We start from the raw sequence: 23650 nt of genomic DNA on the forward strand, positions 1-23650 counted from the left end.
TCCCTGTTTCTTTTCCTGTCCCTTATCGGTTTCAAGCGGGTTTTTTATGTCCAACAGACCTACACTCCTCCTCGTTGACGGTTCGTCCTACCTCTACCGCGCGTATCACGCGATGCTGCGGCAAAACCTGACCGCCCCCGACGGCGCACCCACGGGCGCGCTTTACGGCGTGTTGAATATGCTGCGCCGGCTTCGTGCGGATTATCCGCACGATTATTGCGCGGTGGTGTTTGATGCAAAGGGCAAAAATTTCCGCCATCAGATGTTTTCCGAATACAAGGCGACGCGCCCGCCGATGCCCGACGATTTGCGCCCGCAGGCGGAAGCCCTGCCGGAATTGGTGCGCCTGACGGGCTGGCCGGTGCTGGTGATTGGGCAGGTGGAGGCGGACGATGTGATCGGCACGCTGGCAAAACAGGGCGTGGGACACGGTTTGCAGGTTATCGTTTCCACCGGCGACAAGGATATGGCGCAGCTGGTAAACGAGAGCGTAACGCTGGTGAACACGATGAGCGGCGAAACGCTGGACATTGAAGGCGTGAAGGAAAAATTCGGCGTGCGCCCCGACCAGATCCGCGATTATCTCGCGCTGACGGGCGACAAGGTGGACAACGTGCCGGGAGTGGAAAAATGCGGCCCGAAAACGGCGGAAAAATGGCTGGAAGCCTACGGCTCGTTGCAAGGCGTGATGGAACACGCTTTGGAAATCAAGGGCAAAGTGGGCGAGAATCTGCGTGCCGCCCTGCCGCGCCTGCCGCTGTCGTATGATTTGGTTACGATTAAAACTGATGTGGACTTGCACGCCGAGCTTTCAGACGGCCTCGAAAGCCTGCGCCGCACTACGCCGAAATGGGCGCAGCTTGCGGTTGATTTCAAACGCTGGGGCTTCCGCACTTGGTTGAAAGAGGCGGAAAGCCGTATGCACGAAGCGGCGGACGGCGGTTTGTCCGGCAGCGATGCAATCGGCGGAAAAGCTGCGCCGGCGGCGGAAATGCCGTCTGAAAGGCTGCCTGAAAAAGCCGTTGCCCCCGAAAAACTGGATTATCAAGCCGTTACCACCGAAGCGCAGTTTGCCGCCTTATTGGACAAACTGTCGCAGGCGGAAAAAATCGGCATCGATACGGAAACCACGTCATTAGACGCGATGAACGCCTCGCTAGTCGGCATCAGCATTGCGTTCCAAGCAGGAGAGGCGGTTTACATCCCCGTAGGACACAGCCTGACCGCCGCGCCAGAACAGCTTGATTTGCAATATGTATTAGACCGCTTGAAACCGCATTTGGAAAATTCCGCCCTGAAAAAAATCGGGCAAAACCTCAAATACGACCAACACGTTTTCGCCAACTACGGCATCGCCCTGAACGGCATCGTCGGCGATGCGATGCTCGCTTCCTACATCATCGAGAGCCATCTGGGACACGGCTTGGACGAATTGTCCGGACGCTGGCTCGGCTTGGAAACCATTACCTACGAATCGCTGTGCGGCAAAGGCGCGAAACAAATCGGTTTTGCCGATGTCGCCATCGGGCCGGCAACCGAATACGCCGCCCAAGATGCCGATTTCGCCCTGCGCCTCGAAGCGCACCTGCGCGCGCAAATGGACGACAAACAGCTTGAAATGTATGAAAAAATGGAGCTTCCCGTCGCGCAGGTGCTGTTTGAAATGGAACGCGTCGGCGTGCAAATCGACCGTGCCGAACTCGCCCGCCAAAGCGCGGAACTCGGTGCGGAGCTGGTGAAGCTCGAACAAGAAGCCTACGCCGCCGCCGGGCAGCCGTTCAACCTCAACTCGCCCAAACAGCTTCAAGAAATCCTGTTCGACAAAATGGGCATCCCGACAAAAGGGCTGAAAAAAACCGCCAAAGGCGGCATTTCGACCAACGAAGACGTGTTGGAACAACTCGCGCCCGACTATCCGCTGCCCAAAATCATCTTGAAAAACCGTAGTTTGGCGAAACTCAAATCCACCTACACCGACAAACTGCCCGAAATGATTTCGCCCCGGGATAAGCGCGTGCATACCACTTACGCCCAAGCCGTCGCCATCACCGGCCGCCTCGCCGGCAACAACCCCAACCTGCAAAATATCCCCATCCGTACCGAAGAAGGGCGTAAAGTCCGCCGCGCCTTTACCGCGCCGCCGGGCAGCGTCATCGTTTCCGCCGACTATTCCCAAATCGAGCTGCGCATTATGGCGCACCTCTCCGGCGACAAAACCCTCATCGCCGCGTTCCAAAACGGCGAAGACGTACACCGCCGCACCGCCGCCGAAGTATTCGGCATCGCCCCTGAAAACGTCTCGTCCGAACAACGCCGCTACGCCAAAACCATCAACTTCGGCTTAATCTACGGTATGGGGCAATACGGTTTGGCAAAATCATTGGGCATCGACAACCTTTCCGCCAAAAACTTTATCGACCGCTATTTCGCCCGCTATCCCGGCGTTGCCGAATATATGCAGCGCGCCAGGGAATGCGCGGCAGGGCAAGGTTATGTCGAAACCTTATTCGGCAGAAGGCTTTACCTGCCCGACATCCGCCACACAAACGCCAACATCCGCGCCCGTGCCGAACGCGCCGCCATCAACGCCCCGATGCAGGGCACCGCGTCCGACCTCATCAAACGCGCTATGATAGACGTATCCCGCTGGCTTTCAGAGTGCGAAGCCTCCCCGTGGGACGACCTTTTGCAAAGCAAACTGATTATGCAGGTGCATGACGAACTGGTGTTGGAAGTCCCTGAAGCCGAGCTGGATTTGGTGAAAGAAAAACTGCCGCAGATGATGGCGGCAGTGGATGACGGGATGCTGGATGTGCCGTTGGCGGCGGAAGTGGGCGCGGGGATGAATTGGGAAGAGGCGCATTGATGTTGCGGAAACTGATCTGGAAAAACCTTGCCGCCGGCACTTTCACGAAAGCGGGAATCCGGCCTGTCCGGTTTCTTTGGGTAACTTCCAAACCGCCATTCCTGACAAATACCCACAATCTAAAATCCCGTCATTCCCACGAAAGTGGGAATCTAGTCCGTCCGGTTTCGGTTTCTTTGAGTTTTGAGTAACTTCTAATTCGTCATTCCCACGAAAGCGGGAATCTAGGACGCAGGGTTGGAGAAACCTTTTTTTCTGATAAGTTTCCGTGCCGACGAGGCTGGATTCCCGCCTGCGCGGGAATGACGGCGGAGCGGTTGTTGTTTTCCCGGCAAATACCACAAGCCAAAATCCCGTTATTTTCACCAGAACAGAAAACCAAAAACAGAAACCTAAAATGCGTCACTCCCACGAAAGTGTGAATCTAGTCCGTTCGGTTTCGGTTTCTTTGAGTTTTGAGTAACTTCTAATTCGTCATTCCCGCTAAAGTGGGAATCTAGTCCGTTCGGTTTCGGTTTCTTTTGAGTTTTGAGTAACTTTTAATTTGTTATTCCCGCGAAAGCGGGCATCCGGAAACTCAAAGCGGCAAGAATTTATTAGAAATAATTGAGACTCAAAAAACCGGATTCCCGCTTTCGCGGGAATGACGGCGGATGGTTGCTGTTATTTCGGATAAATATCCGTAGCTTTTTGTTGCAGGATTCAATGGCGATATGGCTATTTTCTATTTTAATGATAACCCTTTTTGTTTGTTTACCAGCGGTAGCCTAATTTGATGCCCGCGCTGTGTTGCGCTTCCAGTTGCGGGCCTTTGGCGGCGGCAGCGTGGAGGGACAGCGTGAAACCTTTGATTTCGGCGTTTACGCCCCATTCCGCACTGCGGGTTTTGCCGAAATCCTGCGCCAATACGGCGGTATTGACGCGCGTTCGGACTTTGCCCGAAGCGGCATCGGTATAGGACAGGCTCAAATAAGGCGTGATGGAAATGTGTTGCGCCGGTTTGAATGGATAATCCGCCTTAATGCCTGCGCGGTAGCGGTTGAACGCAAGGCCGGGGGTGGCGATATTGACGTTTTCGTAGCGGTAATCCGCTTTTCGGACGAAATAGCGTGTTGCGCCGATGTGCGGTTCGATGCCGAATCCGCCGAAACCGGCGCGGTATCGTGCCTGAATGCCGTAATGCAGCACGCGGCGGCGGATTTTGCCTCCGATGCCGTCTGAAAGGCTGCCGCTGCTAAAACCCGCGCCCGCGCTGATGCCGATGTCGAACCTGCCGATGCCGTATTGCCCGAAAACGGCGCCGTGGGCAAGCCGTGCCGAGTTGCCGATGCCGTCGTCGAAGGTGTTTTCGGTCCGGTTGTGCGAAAACAGGATGCCGACGCGCCCGCTGCCGAGGTTTTTCTGCATACCGATTTGGCGCAGGTCGGTTTGTTGGCGGTAGGCGCGGAAATCTTGCGAACGGTAGTGTTTGGTGTCCCGGATGCCGCTTGTCCAAACGGCGTTGCGGCGGTCTTCGGCAAATACGCGGTCCAATTCGTCCTGTACGGCGAAAACGCTGTTGAGCGTGGCGGAAAATTCACTCAAACCGCTATTGGCATAACGGCTGATCAGGTCGCGCTGCGGTTGGGGCTGCGGTTGCGGCAAATCCCGGCGTGCGCGGCGGAAGGCGGCGGTAACCGGCCGGGTTTCCGCTTCGCGCTGTTTCTCCAAGGCGGTGTCTTTATCCGTCTGCGCCCGTTTTTTCTCTTCCTCCGCCTGCATAATGCCGGCATTTTCCTCGCCTGTCTGCCGAGCCAGTTCGGCAACGCTTTCTGCCTTCTCGGCGGCATCGCGCCCGGCCGCATTCAGTGCGTCAAGGCTTTGCGCGTTGTCTTTTTCCGCCTGTTTCTTGGCTTCCGCCGCGCCTTCGCGCGCCGCTTCCGATTGCCGGGCGGCGGTTAGGGCGGTTTGCGCCTCCTGTTCTTTTTGCACTTTGTCGGACTGCCTGCGTTCCAACAATGCCCGTTTTGCCTCCAGCACTGCGCGTTCGGCTTTGGCGTTTTGCAGTTCCGCCTCCGTTATAACCAGCTCTTCCTTCACGTTCGCCAGTGAAAGCGCCATTGATTGCAAATCTTGTTTTTCTTTCGCCGTTTCTGCGATTTTGTCGGCAAGGGCTTTTGCCTCCCCGGCTGCGGCAACGGCTTTTTCACGTTCGTCCCTGATTCGGTTCAGGCGCGTCAATTTGGCTTCCGCCCAATCGATTTTGGCGGTTTGTTCGGCAATTTGCGCCTTCGCCAGCGCAAGGTTTGCCGCGTCCGCATTTTCCGCACCTTCCAAGGTGTTGCCGTGCCGGTAGCCGGCATCGGCTTCTTCGGCGCGTCTGCCTGCTTCGGCTGCCGCCGTTTTTGCCTGCGCCCACGCGGCTTCTTTTTCCGCCTGTGCGGCTTGGGCGGCGGCGGTTTGTTTTTTTGCCTCTTCAAGTTCGGCATTGAGGCGGTTCAATTCGCTTTCAGACGGCACAGCGTCGGAAATTTCCGCCTTTTTCAAGCGCACCTTTTCTTCTTCCTCCTGTTGTTTGGCGGCAAGTTGCGCCTGTTTCGCCGCCAGGGCGGCTTCTGTTTTTTCCGCTTGGTCGAGTTTGTCGGAGAGCTCTTGTTCTTTGACCGGATTATGCAGGCGGAACTCGCCGTCTTTGCGGATAAGCTGATAACGCCACGCGCCGGCATCGACGTGTTCGTTTTGCAGGGTGAAATTAAGGTTTTCGGACAGCGGTTTGTTGTCTTTCCCTTCCACTACCGTCAATTGCTCGAGGCTTACGGGTTCGTTGCCGGTATTGTTGACAGCCAAGGTGTAAGTGCCTTCGGAACTTTCCGCCAGCTTCAATTTGTCGCTGCGGTAGCCGAAGAGTTCCGACATAAAGCGGAATGTTCCCTGCCCGTTCAATTTGCCGTTTACCGTCAGTGTGTTGAAACGGGATTCTGCCGAAGTTGGCGGCGTAACGGATAATAGGGAACGGCGCGAACGGCGGCGCGGCGCATCTGCCGCACTGCCGGTTTGCGCCCCTGCCGCATCGTGGCGATAGGCGGAATTGAGTGTAATGGTGGCGTTGTCAAGGTTTAAATTGCCTAATTCCGTGCCCGACGGCAGCGTCCATTCGCTGTCTTTTAAGTGTAATGCCGTATCCTTGCCGCCGCTGATTTGTCCGGTAAAGCGGCTGTTTTCAAAATGGAATACTGCCTTATCGGCTAGGGAGACATTGCCGTTGAGTGCGGAATGGCTTACGTTTGCCTTAGCGTTGTCGGAAAGCGTCAGACTGCCGTTTTGTACGGCGTTGTTGCGTAGGGCAAACGAGGCGTTGCCAGAGAGTAACGCGTTGCCATTTATGGTGGCATTGTCAATCTCCGTATCGGCGTTTCCTGAAAGGGTAACAGTACCATTTTGTACGGTGTTGTGCGTAACCGTATAGTGCGTGTCTCCGCCTGCACTAAGATTGCCGTTGAGCGTGGCAAGCCCTGTGAGATTTAAATGAGCGTGATCGGCAAGATCGACATTGCCGCTGATGTCGGTATTGGTCAATGAAGCAATCACTTTATCGTCGGTAATGGTTTTTTCGACACAATTTGTCAGACCCGTCCAGTCCGAACGTGTACAGATTGTGTGGCTTTGATGCGGTGCGACACCGAAAACTGCTTGGGCGTGATTGCTCAAATGCCAATCGCCTTCCACTTTGGCAACATTGCGGGAAACCACCGCCTGTCCGCCCTGAATATGGAAATTTTCCGCTTTAAACGTGCGGTTAATCCAGTCGTTGTCCCACACGATTTCTCCTTGCGGGATACCTTCCATTTTTGACCACCCGTTTCCTAAATGATTGTAGGCGTGCGGTGTCGGTCTGCCGCTGAAAAACAGTTTGCCGTTTGTTTGTGTGATGTTGCCGTTTAAATTTGTTCCGCCGGAAAGCAGTAAAGTGCGATCCGCTTCTGCCGGTTGGTAATTCAGATTGAGCCGACCGTTCGTTTTGGTTGAGTCTTTCTCGCCAAACCAACCGTTGTAGGCAATTTCTTTTTTGTTATCCAAGCTGTTGTTATTGTTGGTTGTATTAATATCTTTATTGCCTGTAATGGTAACGGTAGATTCTTTGCCTTGATTGTGGTTGACAATCATCGCCCCTTCATCGGTATTTTGAATGCGGTGGAACGAAAGCGAATGCCCGTTCAAATCCAAACGACCGCCGCGAAAGCCGAAATAGAGTTTGTCGGGGTTGAACTGATTATCGGCATTCAGTTGCACCGTCCCCCTGCCGCTGACCAAGCCGATTTCACTAAAGGCTTGTTTTTTATTATTTTCATCTGCTTGTTGATCTAAAATAACTTTACCGTCGCCCACGCTGATCGAGCCTTGGTTTTCCCCTTTGGCTTGAACGTGCAGCGTGCCTTTGCCGATTTTGGACAGGCGGTCGTTTGCCACGCCGTTTACTTTCCAAGTAACGGTACTGCCATCACTGATATGAACGCCCGCGCCTTGCCAAGTCTGATTGGATTCGGGTGCAACGGTAAAGTTTCCTTCAAAATACAAACCGCCCGCGCCTTGGTTGATGTTGTTTGATAAGATGAGTTTGCCGTTGCCGTAATCGATAAAAGAAAGGTTTTCACCGTTGTTTAACCTTGGACGGTACTGATTAACACCCCCTGCCGCGTAAACTGGTTCTGTATCAGTTTCATTCAAAGATTCGTCAAACAGTCGGACTGTCTGTACTTTAAGCTTTGGATTGGAAACCTTTTCGTTGGTTTCTGTTACCGTACCCGTACCGTTGTTGTTGGATGTAAAGGAAAAATGTCCGTTACTGCGCGGTTCGAAAAAGACGGTATGTGTATCGCCTCTGTAAATGTCATCGTAGAACCAATCTTTGCGTATCAGCTGGAAACCGTTTTCCCTGCCGGAATAAGGGTAGCCCGTTTGTAAAACTCCGTTGAGCAGCCATTTATTGTTTGTTTTGTCATAAATAAACATTGGCGAACCGCTGTCGCCGGCCGCACCTGCAATCGGCATAGGTCCATAGTCGTTGGCATGGCGCACATCGCCGCTCAAACTAACTACACCATTATTTCCCCAACCCTGCATATGTGTATTGCCGCCAATTAACCATGTGCCGGAGTAGGATAAATCGCCGTGTTTGTCATCATCATAACGCCAATAGTGGTGTCCTGAGCCGATGCGGACACGCTCGGGATATTTTTCTTTATCGGAATAGGTATTCCCCCTCATGTCACCCGTCATTTCGACAGGTTCTGCATCGGTTACAAATTTATGCAAACGCGGCATATGGTAATCGCCGTTGTAAGGGTGTGAATTGTCAGGCTTATAATTATTTCTTTTCACAATTTGGTAAGAAAAACGGTGCTGATCGGGATTTCTTCCTTCCGCACCAAAATCAACATTGTTATAGCCGCCGTTATGTGCCACGCTCACAATATATTGATCGCCCACCAATGCCGCCACGCCGTTACGCGATACCACAGAAAAATCAATCATCGGGGCTTTTGTCATTGATTTGCCGACCAACTCCCCTTTTTTGTTGTAAACCTCAATATCTTTCGCCCCGACTGCAAACTTGCCTTTATTTTCGGCAAAGTCGCGATAGTATTGGTAGTTGATGCCGAAATAAGTGTGTCCCGCCCGAGCTTGGGGCAGAATGCCGAACGACAGGCATATGGCTAAGTAAGCAGGCGAGAAGCGGATGCGGCCGGTTTTCGGGGCTTTGCGGTGTGTTTCGGTTGTCCGTTTGTCGGTTATTTTCATTATTTTTCCTTACTTGACGGTGGGATTTGGGTTTGTTTGGGAGGGCGCGGCTTCCGCTTCCGGGCGGCGCGCGGGATGTGCCTATATGTGCGGTTCGGCGTGTCGGGCGGATATGAAGCACGCCCTAGGATTTGCAATTAATTTTTGCCTTGGTCTCGGCTTCTTCCAATCACGAAAGCACCCGCCAAGGCAACCACTGTGCCGCCGGCAAGGGAGGCGGCGGTTGCAGGGTAGCCGCTCCATACGAGAAAAACGGCAAAAAGCAGTATCAGGATGACGCTGATGAAGCCGTACAGTTGCCCGCGCCTGTTGAAGGTTTGGTCTTGCCGTATGGTTTCGTGCCGGACGGCTTGTTCTTTTTCCGCCATTGCCATAATGCGGTCTGCCCCGTTGCTGATAATGTCGTTGTATTGCGCCAAGTCGGACGGCGGCGGCAACGGTCCCGAATGGAAACGCCGGGCTATCATTATTTGCACGTACTCGTCGGACAGGATTTGCTCGACAAGCTCTGGGGATTTGACGACGGTTTCGACAGCCTGCCGCGCCTTGTCCTGTGCGTTTTCGGTCATTTTCGCGCTTTCTCTATGGCGCGTTGAAAATCGCCGCCGATATTTTTGAAATCGTCGGCGGGATTGGGGCGGATGGCGGTTTTTGCGGGATGGAACAGACCCAACAGCGAGCCTATACCGAGCAGGAGGGCGTATGCGTTTCGTTTTTTCATATGGTTATATTAGGTCAGGCGGACGGGTTTATCAAGCGTTTTTGCGGTTTTATGCCGTCTGAAAGCCGAACCGTCGGACTTCAGACGGCATTTGCTATAATCGCGGCTGTTTTTGATTGTTTTTCGGGGGGTTTTATGTCGGATAACGTTCCAACGATTGCGGCAGTTGCTACCGCGCCCGGACGCGGCGGCGTGGGCGTGATACGCATATCGGGGAAAAACCTGCTGCCGATGGCAGAGGCTTTGTGCGGTAAAACGCCCAAGCCGCGCGTGGCAACCTATGCTGATTTTACGGACGCGGACGGACAGGCAATCGACAGCGGGCTTTTGCTGTTTTTTGCCGCACCGGCAAGTTTTACGGGCGAAGATGTCATCGAGCTTCAGGGACACGGCGGGCCGGTGGTGATGGATATGCTGCTGAACCGCTGTTTGGAACTGGGCGCGCGCCTTGCCGAGCCGGGCGAGTTTACCAAACGTGCGTTTTTAAACGACAAACTGGACTTGGCACAGGCGGAAGGCGTGGCGGATTTGATTGACGCATCCAGCCGTTCGGCGGCGCGTCTGGCGTTGCGCTCGCTCAAGGGCGATTTTTCGCGGCGGATACACGGTCTGGTCGAAGACTTGATTACCTTGCGGATGCTGGTCGAAGCGACGTTAGATTTTCCCGAGGAAGACATTGATTTTCTCGAAGCGGCAGACGCACGCGGCAAACTGGACGGCTTGCGCCGCGCCGTGGATGATGTGCTTGCCAACGCGCAGCAGGGCGCGATTTTGCGCGAAGGTCTGAATGTCGTATTGGTCGGCGCGCCGAATGTCGGCAAATCCAGCCTGTTGAACGCGCTGGCGGGCGACGAAGTGGCGATTGTTACCGATATTGCCGGAACGACGCGCGACGCGGTCAGGGAACGTATCCTGATTGACGGCGTGCCGGTGCATATTGTCGATACGGCAGGTTTGCGCGAGACGGACGACGTGGTCGAGCGTATCGGCATCGAACGCAGCCGCAAGGCGGTATCGGAGGCGGATGTCGCGCTGGTGTTGGTCGATCCGCGCGAGGGTTTGAATGAAAAGACACGGGCGATTTTGGACGCGTTGCCGCCGGAGTTGAAACGCATCGAAATCCACAGCAAATCCGATTTGCACGCACACGCGGCAGGCGGGTTCGGTACGGGCGCGGAAACCGTCATCGCGCTGTCGGCGAAAACCGGCGACGGCTTGGACGCGCTGAAACGGACGTTGTTGCGTGAGGCCGGTTGGCAGGGCGAAAGCGAAGGGCTGTTTTTGGCGCGGACGCGGCACGTCAACGCACTCAAAGCAGCGCAGGAAGAATTGTCGCTGGCGGCATTGTGCGGCAACCATCAAATCGAGCTGCTTGCGGAACACTTGCGGCTGGCGCAGGTCGCGTGCGGCGAAATCACGGGCGAGTTTACGGCGGACGACCTGCTCGGCGTGATTTTTTCGAGGTTTTGTATCGGAAAATAAACGGATCGAAAGCATCGTGGTGGTGTCCGGCTGAACATTCCGTTATCCCATAAAAACGGGAATCCGATCCGTTCGGTTTTGTTTTTTTTGAATTTCGGGCAACGCTTAAATCTTCATTCCGCGCAGGCGGAAATTATCGGCGCGGTACGGCAACTTTTTTCGATATGAAAAGACCGTCATTTCTGTAAAAACAAAAAATCAAAAACAGAAAACTGAAATATCGTTATTCCCGCGCAGGTGGGAATCCAGCCCCGTCGGCATGGAAACTTATCGGGAAAACGGTTTCTTTAGATGTTACGTCCTAGATTCCCGCTTGCGCTAGAATGACAGGATTAAAGTTTCAAAATTTATTCTAAATAACTGAAACTCAGCGAACTAGATTCCCACTTTCGTGGGAATGACGAATTTTGGGTTTCTGTTTTTGGTTTTCTGTTCTTGTGGGAATGATGAAATTTTAAGTTTTAGGAATTTATCGGAAAAAACAGAAACCGCTCCGCCGTCATTCCCGCGCAGGCGGGAATCCAGACTTGTCGGCACGGAAACTTATCGGGAAAACGGTTTCTTCAGATTTTACGTCCTAGATTCCCGCTTTCGCTGGAATGACAGGATTAAAGTTTCAAAATTTATTTTAAATAACTGGAACTCAACGAACTAGATTCCCACTTTCGTGGGAATGACGGGATGTAGGTTCGTAGGAATGACGTGGTGCAGGTTTCCGTGCGGATGGCTTCGTCATTCCCGCGCAGGCGGGAATCCAGGTTCGTTGAGTTTCAGTCATTTCCGATAAATTCTTGCAGCTTTGCGTTTCTAGATTCCCACTTCCGTGGGAATGACGGAGAGTTGCGGGAATGACGGAGAGTTGCGGGATTGGGCTTGGTACAAGCCTGAAAGGGGGCGGCGGTGCGATTGTAAAAAATGCCGTCTGAAACCCAAATCATCGGGTTTCAGACGGCATTGGCACATCAGGAGCTTAGAACTTCGCTTCGATGGTGAAATTGTAGCTCCTGCCCGGCGAGGTAAAGCGTTGGATGCCGGCGTGGGTATTGTTGTCAACGCGGTTGACCGTGCCGAACTCGCGGATGCTGCGTAAAGATTCCCAAGTGTAGTACTGCTTGTTGGTAATGTTGTACGCGGCGGCGCGGAGCGTAACCTGTTTGCCGATGTTGAGGTAGGCGGAAAGGTCGAACAGCGTATAGGCCTTGCTGTGTTTGGCATAAGGCCACGGGTTGTTCAAGTCGTCGTTGCTGTGTACGGTGTCGGACGGCTTTTTGGCGGCGGTGCGCGTGGCGTAGGCGTTGATGCCCCAGCGTTTGGAAGGCGCGTCATAGCCCAGGCTGTAAACCGCCGTCCACGGCGAAAGCGCGTTGATGGGCGTTTCTTTGCCGTTGTTTTGCGTTGCCTTGCCTTTGATGTAGCTGACGTTGAGGCCGGTATGCAAACCTTTGGGCAGCCCGATGCTGTCGAGGTTCCAAGTGCCGTTAAACTCTATGCCTTTCACCCAGGCGGCGGTGCGGTTTTGGTTTTGCCAAACGGGCGAGCTGACCAATGCCGTTTTGTCTGAAATCGGGGCGTAGGTGGGTTTGTTCGGATCGTCTGACGAAACACCCATATACGTCAATTCGATAAAGTCGCGGTATTTGGTTTTGAAGCCCGAGAGCTTGAAGTTGCCCGCTTTGCCGCTGCCCGCCAGACCTAATTCCCAGTTTTTGGCTTTTTCCGCTTTCAGGTTTGGGTTGGCTTTCAGGTAGAAATCGGGGTGCGGGAACAATAGCCAGGTTTCGTCTGAAGTCGGTGCGCGGAAGCCGGTGCTGTATTTTACCAACAAGTGCAGATGCTTGGTAAACCGCCAGTCGAACCCCGTGCCGTAGCTGAAGCCCGCGTGCGCGCGTTCCGAACCCAAATGGGGAATCTGCCCCCGGATGGCGGTGGTGTATTTCGGATCGTCTTTCGCGCTGCTGCTGTTTTTGTCGTAGCGTATGCCCGCATTCAGGCGGAAGCGGTCGTTGCCGCCCAAGTGAAACGCATTGTTCCAATAGGCAAATTTATATTTCGACCGGTTTTCGATCAGCATCGTGATTTTACCTTGGTTGGTAGTGAGGATTTTGGGGTCGTACAGTTTTGCGAAATAGCTGTAATCCGAGTTGGCATTGTCCCCTCTGCCGCCGCCCAAGCCGTATTGCGCCGCCCAAACGGCTTTGGAAAAGTCGAGTTGTTTTTCAAAATCGGCAGTCCATTGCGCGGTGTTTTGGCGGATATGCCGGAACGAATGGTAAACCTCGCCGTTGATGCCGTTTGTATCGTAATTTTTCGGGATGTCCCAAGTCCAGGTGTTCATATCGATGCGCTGCTTGTCGTAGCGCAGCTTGAGGCTGTCCCACGGGCCGTGTTCCAATTCGTTTTTGTATTCGACGCCGGAGCGGCGGCGGTAGCTCACGTCTTGGCGGTGGCGGTAGTCGCCCGTTGCGAGAGATGTGGTCGTACCCGTCCACAAATTAGACAGTTCGTTGGTAAAACGGTCGGTGCGCGAGTCTTCAAAAATCCAGCCGATGCGGTTGCGGTCGTTGAAATTGTAGCCCAGCTTGAACAGGGTGCTTTTGTTTACCCATTCTTGCGGGTCGGGGCGGGAGCGCGCAACCCCTGTGGCGACGTACTCCAGCCATTTGCTGGGTCCGGATGTGTCGGTCGGGTTATAGATATATCCGGGGTTTCTAATTTCAACATCGCCCTCGGTCGAGCGGTTTTTGGTTTCTTTGCCGAAGCGGCGGGTATAAACCAATAAGGCATCCAAACCATAGAGCCTGCCGGCGGCGGTGATGCTGCTGAACTTTTGGCTGTTTTTGCCGACGCTGCCGCCCTTTATCCCCAAATGGTAGGGCTTGCCTTCGGAAACATAATCGCTTGCGGATTTGGTTTGGTAATTGACTGCGCCGCCCAATGCGCCGCTGCCGGATTTGAGCGAGTCCGCGCCTTTGGTGATGGTTACTTCCGAGAAGTTTTCGGGTTCGGAAGTATTGCGGTTGGCATTGAAGTTGCCGTATGCGCCGAACAATTCTTGGAAGGCTTCGGAAGAGCGGCTTTCCGCCTGCGCCAGCCCGTCAACGTTGATGGCGACGCGGTCTTTGTCCACGCCGCGTATGGTAAAGCCGTTAGAACCCGCCCTGCCGCCTTCGACGACGGAAATGCCGGGGTCGTAGCGCACCAGGTCGTGTTCGTCGTTGACCAAGAGCTTGTCTAAGGTTTTGCGGCGGATTTTTTCTTCGCCGAGTTTTTGGGTTTTGTGCGTGCCGGTAACGGTGATTTCGTTCAGCGTTTGGGTGGACTGTGGCGCAGGGTCTGCCGCAAAGGCGGGAAACGCTTGGGCGATGGCGGCGGCAGCCAATACGGGCTTGAAGGGGATGTGCATAAGAAAACCTTTTTAAAAGCGGATTAATTATTATTTTGTGAGATGGGTGGTCTCTCGATCGGTGGTGTTTTCAAGTTCTTTTTTATAACTCACGCCGCCGAATACGGTATCGAGGGAGCGGGCGCCGTCAAAGGTGATTTTGCCGCCTATGCTGGTGTCGCTGTCGTAACTACTGTTGAACTTGCCAAAAAACTTGCCTTCCAATTTGCCGTTTTTGCCGCCGGACGTGGCATCGCCGGAAAAGGTCAGACCGGTAATCGTTGCGTTTTCAATTTTCACACTCGGCCCGTAATCGCTGTTGCCGAGGATTTCGCCTGCCAGTTTGTTGCTGTTGAAATTGGCGGTGATAAAGGAAAGGACGGGGGTGTTGGTGTAACCGGTAAAAGAGCTGCCTTTGGGCGGCGTATAAGAGGAGGTAACAAATTGCCCGTCTTTGACGCGGATGCCCCAAACCTGATAAGTGATTTTGCCCTTGCCGGTGGTTTCGGGCGTGTCGTCGCCCCAGGAGTATGCCGGTTTCGGCGTTTTGCCGACGGGGAAGCCGCCGGCGAAGAGGTCGATTTCGCCGTTGGGGCCTATCCACGCCCCGAATTTCATATAATCTTGTTTGGTGATTTCCGCATACGAAGTAGCCCCTGAGTCGCTGCAACAGATAAAGATACGGCTGCCGTCGGCAAGCCGCTGTCCGGCGTAGCGGTCGGGAATTTTGTAGTCGGGGGAGGAATAGCTGGGGACAATGGGGTCGGAGTAGGATGAAAGGGTGTATTGCGCGCCGCCGGGTGTTTGGAAGATGAATGATGTTTCTTTGGTTTTGTAGCCGGGGAAAGGTTCTTTTTCTACTTCCCGCTGCTGAATGGAAATACCGGATGTGCTTCCTGTGCCGGCGGTGTTGATGTTTTCGATGTTGCTGCTATCGCTTGATAGCGTTACCTCGGCGGCGGGCAACGGCGTGGCGGTGGGAATGGAGAAGGGGACGTGCGGTTCGGCTACCCCCCCCGGCACAGGCGGCAAGGGCGGCGGCAAGCGGCAGTAAGGACAGGGCTTTGTATTTCATCGCATACTCAATCTTGATGATGTGTTAATAATAGTTTTGATTATCAGTTTAATGATATATGATGTCAACTGTTTTGTGGGCTGATGTAAAAGCCGGTAAATGTGAAATCCGCCCTTTGAAAATCGGGCGGCGGTTTTTTGCCTGCCCGCTTTCAGACGGCAAAGCCGGTTTTTACGGGTTTCTGCCTGTTTTTCGGATAGTTTGACGTGCTTCGGCGGCGTGTTTGCCGGAAAGGTAAATGACAGGGTATGTTGTATTTCAGATACGGCTTTTTGGTTGTTTGGTGTGCGGCAGGTGTTTCTGCCGCCTATGGGGCGGATGCGCCCGCGATTTTGGATGACAAGGCATTGTTGCAGGTGCAGCGGTCGGTGTCGGATAAGTGGGCGGAATCGGATTGGAAAGTTGAAAATGATGCCCCGCGTGTGGTTGACGGGGATTTTTTGTTGGCACATCCGAAAATGTTGGAACATAGTTTGCGCGACGCGCTCAACGGCAATCAGGCGGATTTAATCGCTTCGTTGGCGGATTTGTATGCCAAGCTGCCGGATTATGACGCGGTTTTGTACGGCAGGGCGCGGGCTTTGCTGGCGAAATTGGCGGGAAGGCCGGCGGAGGCGGTGGCGCGGTATCGGGAACTGCACGGGGAAAATGCGGCAGACGAGCGGATTTTGCTGGATTTGGCGGCGGCGGAGTTTGACGATTTCCGACTGAAGTCGGCAGAAAGGCATTTTGCGGAGGCGGCAAAATTGGATTTGCCGGCGCCGGTTTTGGAAAATGTGGGGCGTTTTCGGAAAAAAACGGAGGGGCTGACGGGCTGGCGTTTTTCGGGCGGCATCAGTCCGGCGGTCAATAGAAATGCCAATAATGCCGCGCCGCAGTATTGCCGGCAAAACGGAGGCCGGCAGATATGCAGTGTCAGCCGGGCGGAGCGGGCGGCAGGGTTGAATTATGAAATCGAGGCGGAAAAACTGACGGCGTTGGCAGATAATCATTATTTGTTGTTCCGTTCCAATATCGGCGGCACGAGCTATTATTTCAGTAAAAAATCAGCTTATGATGACGGGTTCGGCAGGGCGTATTTGGGTTGGCAGTATAAAAATGCGCGGCAGACGGTGGGGATTTTGCCGTTTTATCAGGTGCAGTTGTCGGGCAGCGACGGCTTTGATGCGAAAACAAAACGGGTAAACAACCGCCGCCTGTCGCCGTATATGCTGGCGCACGGAGTCGGCGTGCAGCTGTCCCATACTTACCGCCCAAACCCGGGATGGCAATTTTCGGTCGCGCTGGAACATTACCGCCAACGCTACCGCGAACAGGATAGGGCGGAATACAATAACGGCAGGCAGGACGGGTTTTATGTTTCGTCGGCAAAACGTTTGGGCGAATCGGCAACTGTGTTCGGCGGCTGGCAGTTTGTGCGGTTTGTGCCGAAACGCGAAACGGTGGGCGGCGCGGTCAATAATGCCGCCTACCGGCGCAACGGTGTTTATGCCGGCTGGGCGCAGGAGTGGCGGCAGTTGGGCGGTTTGAACAGTCGGGTTTCCGCGTCTTATGCCCGCCGCAACTATAAGGGCATTGCGGCTTTCTCGACAGAGGCGCAACGCAACCGCGAATGGAATGTCTCGCTGGCTTTGAGCCACGACAAGTTGTCGTACAAAGGTATCGTACCGGCGTTGAATTATCGTTTCGGCAGGACGGAAAGTAATGTGCCGTATGCGAAACGCCGCAACAGCGAGGTGTTTGTGTCGGCGGATTGGCGGTTTTGAATGGTGGGATAATGCCGTCCGAACTTTGCGGCAGCAGGTTCGGACGGCATTTTTGCGCGTTCAGGCAAGGGCGGCGGCAAATACGCCGCGCAGGGCGTTGGAGAGGCGGATTTCTTCGGCTTCTTGCAGTGTTTTTTGTGTGATGTGTGTTTCGATTACTTGATTTGTTTGCAAATATTTTTGCGGTTCGTCCAACACGGCTTGGCGCATTATGCCGTTTAAAATGTCTAAATCTAAAGAGGGCGTAAGCCATTGTCCGCGATGTTTGATGAAGACGTTGCTTCTGCCGCCTTCGAGCAGGATGCCGTCCGAATTGAAAAACAGGCTGTCGAACGCGCCTTGTGTTTCGGCGGTTTGCCACGCTTGGTCGAAGAGGGCGCGGTGAGTGGTTTTGAAGCGGCGCAGGTAGTTTTGTGCGGGCAGGACGGCGGGCGAAATGATGACGCGTTGTTTGTCAGCCAAATGGTTTAAAACGGCGTGGGACAGGCTGATGCCGTCTGAAGCGAGCAGGGCTTTGACGCGGAACGCGCCGTCGGGCAAGTCGGCAATGTATTGTTTGATTTGATTTTCGCAGCCGTCGGGCAGGGGCAGGTTGAGGGCGCGTGCGGCGGTGTTCAGACGGCATAGGTGGCGGTCGAGCAGGGCGCAGCGTCCGTTTTCGACGCGCAGGGTTTCAAAAATGCCGAAATCGGGGCGCAATTCGTTGAGGAAACGGGCTTTCCAGCCGCATTCCCGATATTCGGCGGCGGGGTCGCTGTCGATGACGATGCCGGAACCGACACCGTACACGCCCCGATACGGCGGATTGGCTTCAAACGGATGTGGCGTTGCCCCGCCTTGCCCTGCCGTTCGGGCTTGCGCGTTTGAATCCGAGCCGCCGATGCCTGAAACAATGCCGTCTGAAGCCGAAACGGGTTTGAGCGATAAGGTGCGGATAACGACGTTGAATATGCCTTCAAACCCCAAGCCGCCGGAACACGGGTTCAAATAGCCGATGCTGCCCGTATAAAGTCCGCGCGGTTCGGCTTCGAGCGATTCGATAATCTGCATACTCATTTTTTTGGGCGCGCCGGTGATGCTGCCGCAGGGGAAGGCGGCGCGGAGGATGTCGGCGAACGAGGTGTGCGGCAGGGCTTGCGCCCGGATGGTGCTGGTCATCTGCCAAACGCTGCCGAAACGCGATACTTTAAACGGCTCTGGCACGCATACTTTGCCGGTTCGGGCGATTTTGCCGAGGTCGTTACGCAGCAAATCGACAATCATCACGTTTTCGGCGCGGTTTTTCGGGTCGTTTTGCAACTCGGCGGCGCGGCGTTCGTCTTGCCCGTCGTCCAAAATCGGCGCGGTGCCTTTCATCGGCTCGGTGGCGACGATGCCGTCTGAAGCGATTTTGAGGAAGAGTTCGGGCGAAAAACACAGCGTCCACGCGGATTGCCCTTGTGCATCGGGCAGGTGGGACAAGACGGCATAGGGGACGGGTTGGCGCAGGCGGCGGTAGAGGGTGACGGGATTGCCGTAGGCTTGCAGGTGCAGGCGGGTGGTGTAGTTGATTTGATAGGTGTCGCCGCGCCGGATGGCTTCGTGGATTTGGCGGATGCGGTCGAGGTAATCGGCTTCGGATACGGAGGATTGCGGCGTGGAAATGCCGGCGGGGATGCCGTCTGAATTTTGGGCAAGCCAGCTTTCGGCATCGGTGTCGGCGCAGTCGGCAAACCAGTGCAGGGCAAGATTGCCGCCGCGTTCGGACTCAACCCCCATCAGCGGCAAACCGAATCCGTAGTCTGCAAACAACACGGCATGCAGCCCTTTTTGCCAGCCCTTTTGCAGCGCATCGTCCAGCAAATCCAGTTCCTTATAATGGAAAAAACGGCTTTCCACATGATTTTGACAGAGTTTTGCGCGGCCGCTTACGGCATCGTCAAACAGGGTGAAATAGGACATAGCAATCCGGGGCAAATGTTTTGATTATACGCTCTTTTTACACATATTTTCAGATAATTCGGCAAATATCGGCAAAATGTAATTTTATGTAGAGAAAGCGGGGGAGAAGGTGTAAAATTGTGAAAACGGATTTTCATTTCCAACCTGAACACAACCAAGGAGGCCTTTATGGCAGACCACCAGTTGCAACCGTTTGAAAACGTAGAATTGGGCGAAAAGCAAGACCAGCTCCAAGTATTTGAAAAAGCTGTTTTGGAACACGAAGGCAAAGGTTCTGCCGAAGATTCCGGCACTGCCCCGCTGCCCGAAAACTACCCCTACCGCAAACGTATGCGCCGCGCCGCCTACGAAGCCGAAAAAGCCAAACTGCAAATCGAATTGCTGAAAGTGCAAAGCTGGGTCAAAGACTCCGGCCAGCGCATCGTCAGCCTGTTTGAAGGCCGCGACGCGGCAGGCAAGGGCGGCACGATCAAACGCTTTATGGAACATTTAAACCCGCGCGGTGCGCGCGTGGTCGCACTGGAAAAACCGACCACCACCGAACGCGGACAATGGTATTTCCAACGCTACATCCAAAACCTGCCGACTGCGGGCGAAATGGTATTCTTCGACCGCTCGTGGTACAACCGCGCCGGCGTGGAGCGCGTGATGGGCTTTTGCGAACCCAACGAATATATGCTCTTTATGCGCCAAACACCCGAATTGGAACGTATGCTCGTCGCCAGCGGCATCCATCTGTTCAAATTCTGGTTCTCCGTATCCCGCGAAGAACAACTGCGCCGCTTCATCTCCCGCCGCGACGACCCCCTGAAACACTGGAAACTGTCCCCCGTGGACATCCAGTCGCTCGACCGCTGGGACGACTACACCGAAGCCAAAAACGCCATGTTCTTCCACACCCACACCGGCGACGCGCCTTGGGTCATCATCCGTTCCGACGACAAAAAACGCGCCCGTTTGAACTGTATCCGCTACTTCCTGCACCAGTTGGACTACCCGGGCAAAGACGTGAAAGCCATCGGCAAAGTGGATGAAAAAATCGTCCTCGTCCCCGATACGCGCTACAAAGACAAAAACATCGACCTCGGTCATGACTGATTGCCGGTGAAGCAATAAAAATGCCGTCTGAACCTGAAAACGGGTTCAGACGGCATTTTCTATCGGGGTTTCAAAGCGGCGTTAAATGTCGGTTTCCAGATAAACGACTTGGGTTTGCAGATATTCTTCCAAACCGTGTTTGCCGTCCGCGCCGCCGATACCGGATTTTTTCCAGCCTGCGTGGAAGCCTTGCATGGCTTCAAAGTTTTCGCGGTTGATGTAGGTTTCGCCGAATTGCAGGCGGCGGGTAACGTAGAAGGCTTCGTTTAAATTAGTCGTATAAACAGAACTGGTCAGACCAAACTCGCAATCGTTAGCCAGTGCGATGACTTGGTCGAGCGTGTCGAAAGCGGAAACAGGCAGAACGGGGCCGAAGGTTTCTTCTTTCATAATGTCCATACTGTTGTCGGTGTCGGTCAGCAGGGTCGGCTCGAAGAAATAGCCGCGTCCTTCGGCGCGTTTGCCGCCGCAAACCAGTTTCGCACCTTGTTTGACTGCCCGTTCCACTTTTTCGGCAACGGCTTTGACGGCGCGCTCTTCAATCAGCGGGCCCATTTCCAGCGCGCCGGCTTCGGCTTCGGCAGGGTTGCCGTAGCGCACGCCTTTCATCGCGGCGGTCATTTTTTCGATAAACGCGTCTTTCAGGCTGCTGTGGACATAGACGCGCTCGGCGCAGTTGCAGATTTGACCGGTGTTGCCGACGCGCGAAGCCAAGATGGATTTTACCGCCAAGTCTAAATCCGCGTCTTTCAAAACGATGGCAGGCGCTTTACCGCCGAGTTCTAGCGAGACTTTGGTGATGTTGGCGGAAGCGGCTTCCATCACTTGGCGGCCTGCTTCGACGGAGCCGGTCAGGCTGACCATATCGACTTGCGGATGGGCGGACAAGGCATTGCCGATTTCCGCGCCAGGGCCGTTCACTACGTTGAACACGCCTGCGGGCAATCCGACCGCATCGACGATTTTGGCGAAGATGTGGCAGTTGATCGGGGTTACGCTGCTGGGTTTGACGACGATGGTGTTGCCCGTTACCAAAGCGGGGCCCATTTTGCGGGCAATCAGGAAGAAGGGGAAGTTCCACGGCAAAATGCCGGCAATCACGCCCAGCGGACGTTTGAACAATAAAATGTTTTCGCGCGGGCGGTCGCTTTGGATGATTTCGCCTTCGTAACGGCGCGCCCATTCGGCTTGATAATCGAGATAGTCGGCGGTGAACATCACTTCCACGCGCGCCAAGTCTTTGGTTTTGCCACCTTCGGCAACGATGGTGTCGGTCAGCTCGTCGGCGCGTTCGCGTATGCCTTGGGCGATTTTGCGCAAATACGCGCCGCGTTCGACCGCAGGCAGACGCTCCCAAGCCGGTTGCGCCGCACGCGCCGCCGCTACGGCGCGGTCAACGTCTGCTTTGCCGCCTTTGGGTTCGCGGGCGATGGCCTCTTCGGTGGAAGGGTTCAATACGTCGCGCCATTCGCCGTTGAAATCGTTTTCAAAGCGTCCGTTGATGTACATGGCCAATTGTTTCATTTCGGGTTCTCCGGTTTTGTAGTCAGATGTAGTTTTAGTTTATTCCCAAATAAATTGCCGTACAAGTTTCTTTACATACGGATTTCGGGTTTGAAATCAAATGCGGCTTACCGGTTTTCTTTTTTGGTTTCCGCAGGCGTGCTGCCGAAATATTGCCTGAATGCCTGAGTAAAGCTGGAAACGTGGCGGTAGCCGCATAAATATGCGGTTTCGCCTATGCTTTTATCCCCGTTTTGCAACAGATAGAGCGCGTGCTGCATTTGTTTGTGGTGCAGCCACTCGCTTGCGGTAATGCCGAAATGGTCGCGCATACGGCGTTGCAGCGTCCTTTCGCTGATGTTCAGCGCGTCTGTCAGCCGGTTGACTTGGTGTGCGCCGTCGGCAAACGCGGCATTCAGGGTGCGGCTGAAGTCTTCAGACGGCATAGCGTCTGCTTCCGCCGTTTCTCCTGCCGCCGGCCCGATGCCGTCTGAAACCGTGTCCCACAAATCCGACAGCAGCCGCAAAACGTCCGCCTCGCGGCGCAATGTTTCGCCCAAATGCCCCTTTGGGACGGCTTGCAGGCAGGATGCCGCCAAGCCGCGCAGGTTTGGGGACAAATCCCATATCCTGACCGGTTCGCGGTAAAGCAGGGGTGCGAAACGCGCGTATTCCGGACGCAGCAGCCATTGTTCCATACCTTTAATGGTCATTTTGACCGTTTTGCCGCCTCGGTAAAGATAGCGGCTGAACAGGACTTCTTCCCCGACAGCAATCAGGACGATCTTGCCGCCGTCCGCATCGATTTGGAATCGGCTCCGGTTGATGCCGAAGTTCAAAGAGCCTTCCAGCAACAGCACGAACGACACATAAGGTTCGGCAAGGCGGCTGCTGCAAAAATCGCACCGTGCCGTTACCGTACCGCCGTGGATGGAAATGCCGTTGGACAAAGTATCGAAACGGTAGCCGCCTTCCACATAATCTCCGCCCCCGTCGTTCGCCAGGCTGACGAACCGGCTGCTGTTCAAATGTTCTGCTTTTTCCATAGTTTTCTGATAAAGGTTATCATTTGAAAGATAACATTTTTCGCCACAGCAAACAATCCGCCGCCGACAACGGCATTTTCACAACACCTGCCGCCCGTATGCCGTCTGAAAATTGCCCATCTTCCCGATAAGCCTTAAAATGCACGCCGTCAAACCTACCGTCCGCCCGTACATGAGCCCATCCCCCTTTATCGAAATGAAAGACGTCGCCTTTGCGTATGGCGACCGCCCGATTCTGAACGACATCAATTTCAGCATTCCGCAAGGCAATTTTGCCGCCGTGATGGGCGGTTCGGGCAGCGGCAAAACCACGCTGATGAGGCTGATTACAGGACAGATTCGTCCGCAGTCCGGGCAGGTTTTGATTGAAGGACGTGATTTGTCGGGCTTTTCGGCTGACGAATTGTACGAACACCGCCGCCGTATGGGTGTGTTGTTCCAACACGGCGCACTGTTTACCGATTTGTCTGTATTTGACAATATTGCTTTTCCGATGCGCGAACTGACGCAACTGCCGGAAGCGGTGATTCGAGATTTGGTTTTGTTGAAACTGAACGCGGTCGGTCTGCGCGGCGTGGAAAACCTGATGCCGTCCGAGTTGTCCGGCGGGATGTCGCGCCGCGTCGCGCTTGCCCGCACGATTGCGCTCGACCCCGAAATTATGTTGTACGACGAACCGTTTACCGGCCTCGATCCGATTTCCTTGGGCGTGATTGCCCACTTGATCAGCCGCGTCAACAAGGCTTTGCGTTCGACCAGCGTTATGGTAACGCACGACATTGAAAAATCTTTGGAAATCGTCGATCAGGTGATTTTCTTGGCGCACGGCGAAATTATGTTCTCCGGCTCGCCGCAGGAAATGCGCGAACTGGATTCGCCTTGGGTGCGCCAGTTTGTCGGCGGGCTGGCAGACGGCCCCGTAGCATACCGTTATCCGGCGCAAACGTCGTTGCAGCAGGATTTGCTCGGGTAAATGAGCAGGTGCCGTCTGA

At 54.5% G+C, this 23650-nt stretch carries 12 protein-coding genes and 1 pseudogene; 5 read left to right on the plus strand and 8 right to left on the minus strand.

The features are described 5' to 3' along the window. The first annotated feature begins 46 nt into the window (after window positions 1-46). Window positions 47-2866 carry a DNA polymerase I gene (polA, locus tag FGL10_RS10200; RefSeq protein WP_003711155.1) on the plus strand — a complete coding sequence of 940 codons (2820 nt, stop codon included), beginning with the start codon at window positions 47-49 and terminating at the stop codon, window positions 2864-2866. Between the two features lie 753 nt (window positions 2867-3619). Here polA and app read toward each other — a convergent pair. From app to FGL10_RS12165, 3 genes are all read right to left on the minus strand, one after another. Then, window positions 3620-8644 carry an adhesion and penetration autotransporter App gene (app, locus tag FGL10_RS10220; protein ID WP_003711153.1) on the minus strand — a complete coding sequence of 1675 codons (5025 nt, stop codon included), beginning with the start codon at window positions 8642-8644 and terminating at the stop codon, window positions 3620-3622. Between the two features lie 137 nt (window positions 8645-8781). Continuing rightward, the gene (locus FGL10_RS10225; protein WP_002219904.1) at window positions 8782-9213 is read right to left on the minus strand and encodes a DUF2335 domain-containing protein; all 432 of its coding nucleotides are present in this window, start codon (window positions 9211-9213) and stop codon (window positions 8782-8784) included. Continuing rightward, window positions 9210-9365: a hypothetical protein gene (locus FGL10_RS12165; RefSeq protein ID WP_169740415.1), complete on the minus strand. Its 156-nt coding sequence runs from the start codon at window positions 9363-9365 to the stop codon at window positions 9210-9212. The genes FGL10_RS10225 and FGL10_RS12165 overlap by 4 nt, the downstream gene beginning before the upstream one ends. A 135-nt stretch (window positions 9366-9500) precedes the next feature. On the opposite strand from FGL10_RS12165, the gene mnmE reads away from it, so the two are divergent. Next, a complete protein-coding gene (mnmE, locus tag FGL10_RS10235; RefSeq protein WP_036470491.1) occupies window positions 9501-10847 on the plus strand; it encodes a tRNA uridine-5-carboxymethylaminomethyl(34) synthesis GTPase MnmE in 1347 nt (448 codons plus the stop codon). A 970-nt stretch (window positions 10848-11817) separates the two neighbouring features. Here mnmE and hupB read toward each other — a convergent pair. Together hupB and FGL10_RS10245 are read right to left on the minus strand one after the other, a co-directional pair. After that, window positions 11818-14250, minus strand: a complete 2433-nt coding sequence (hupB, locus tag FGL10_RS10240; protein WP_003711022.1) for a hemoglobin-haptoglobin-utilization protein HupB — start codon at window positions 14248-14250, stop codon at window positions 11818-11820. Between the two features lie 30 nt (window positions 14251-14280). Beyond that, window positions 14281-15304: pseudogene (locus tag FGL10_RS10245) on the minus strand (transferrin-binding protein-like solute binding protein). A gap of 248 nt (window positions 15305-15552) precedes the next feature. Between FGL10_RS10245 and FGL10_RS10255 the strand changes: the two are divergent. After that, the gene (locus tag FGL10_RS10255) at window positions 15553-17070 is read left to right on the plus strand and encodes a surface lipoprotein assembly modifier (protein WP_003711025.1); all 1518 of its coding nucleotides are present in this window, start codon (window positions 15553-15555) and stop codon (window positions 17068-17070) included. Between the two features lie 60 nt (window positions 17071-17130). Here FGL10_RS10255 and FGL10_RS10260 read toward each other — a convergent pair whose 3' ends face one another. Continuing rightward, on the minus strand, window positions 17131-19011 hold the full coding sequence (locus tag FGL10_RS10260) for a bifunctional chorismate-binding protein/class IV aminotransferase (protein ID WP_003711026.1): 1881 nt from the start codon (window positions 19009-19011) through the stop codon (window positions 17131-17133). Window positions 19012-19179: 168 nt separating this feature from the next. Here FGL10_RS10260 and ppk2 point away from each other — a divergent pair, with 168 nt between their 5' ends. Continuing rightward, window positions 19180-20109 (plus strand): polyphosphate kinase 2, encoded by a 930-nt coding sequence (gene ppk2 / locus FGL10_RS10265; protein WP_003711028.1) that lies wholly within the window; start codon window positions 19180-19182, stop codon window positions 20107-20109. Between the two features lie 81 nt (window positions 20110-20190). Here ppk2 and aldA read toward each other — a convergent pair whose 3' ends face one another. After that, complete coding sequence (aldA, locus tag FGL10_RS10270; RefSeq protein ID WP_003711029.1) at window positions 20191-21633, minus strand: aldehyde dehydrogenase; 1443 nt, start codon at window positions 21631-21633, stop codon at window positions 20191-20193. Between the two features lie 107 nt (window positions 21634-21740). Next, entirely contained in the window at window positions 21741-22658 is a 918-nt protein-coding gene (locus tag FGL10_RS10280) for a helix-turn-helix transcriptional regulator (protein ID WP_036470374.1), read from the minus strand. A 172-nt stretch (window positions 22659-22830) separates the two neighbouring features. Between FGL10_RS10280 and FGL10_RS10285 the strand changes: the two genes are divergently transcribed. Continuing rightward, window positions 22831-23631: an ABC transporter ATP-binding protein gene (locus FGL10_RS10285; protein WP_036470382.1), complete on the plus strand. Its 801-nt coding sequence runs from the start codon at window positions 22831-22833 to the stop codon at window positions 23629-23631. Window positions 23632-23650 lie beyond the last annotated feature (19 nt).

Origin of the sequence: Neisseria lactamica (assembly GCF_901482445.1) — a bacterium.
Classification (GTDB): domain Bacteria; phylum Pseudomonadota; class Gammaproteobacteria; order Burkholderiales; family Neisseriaceae; genus Neisseria; species Neisseria lactamica.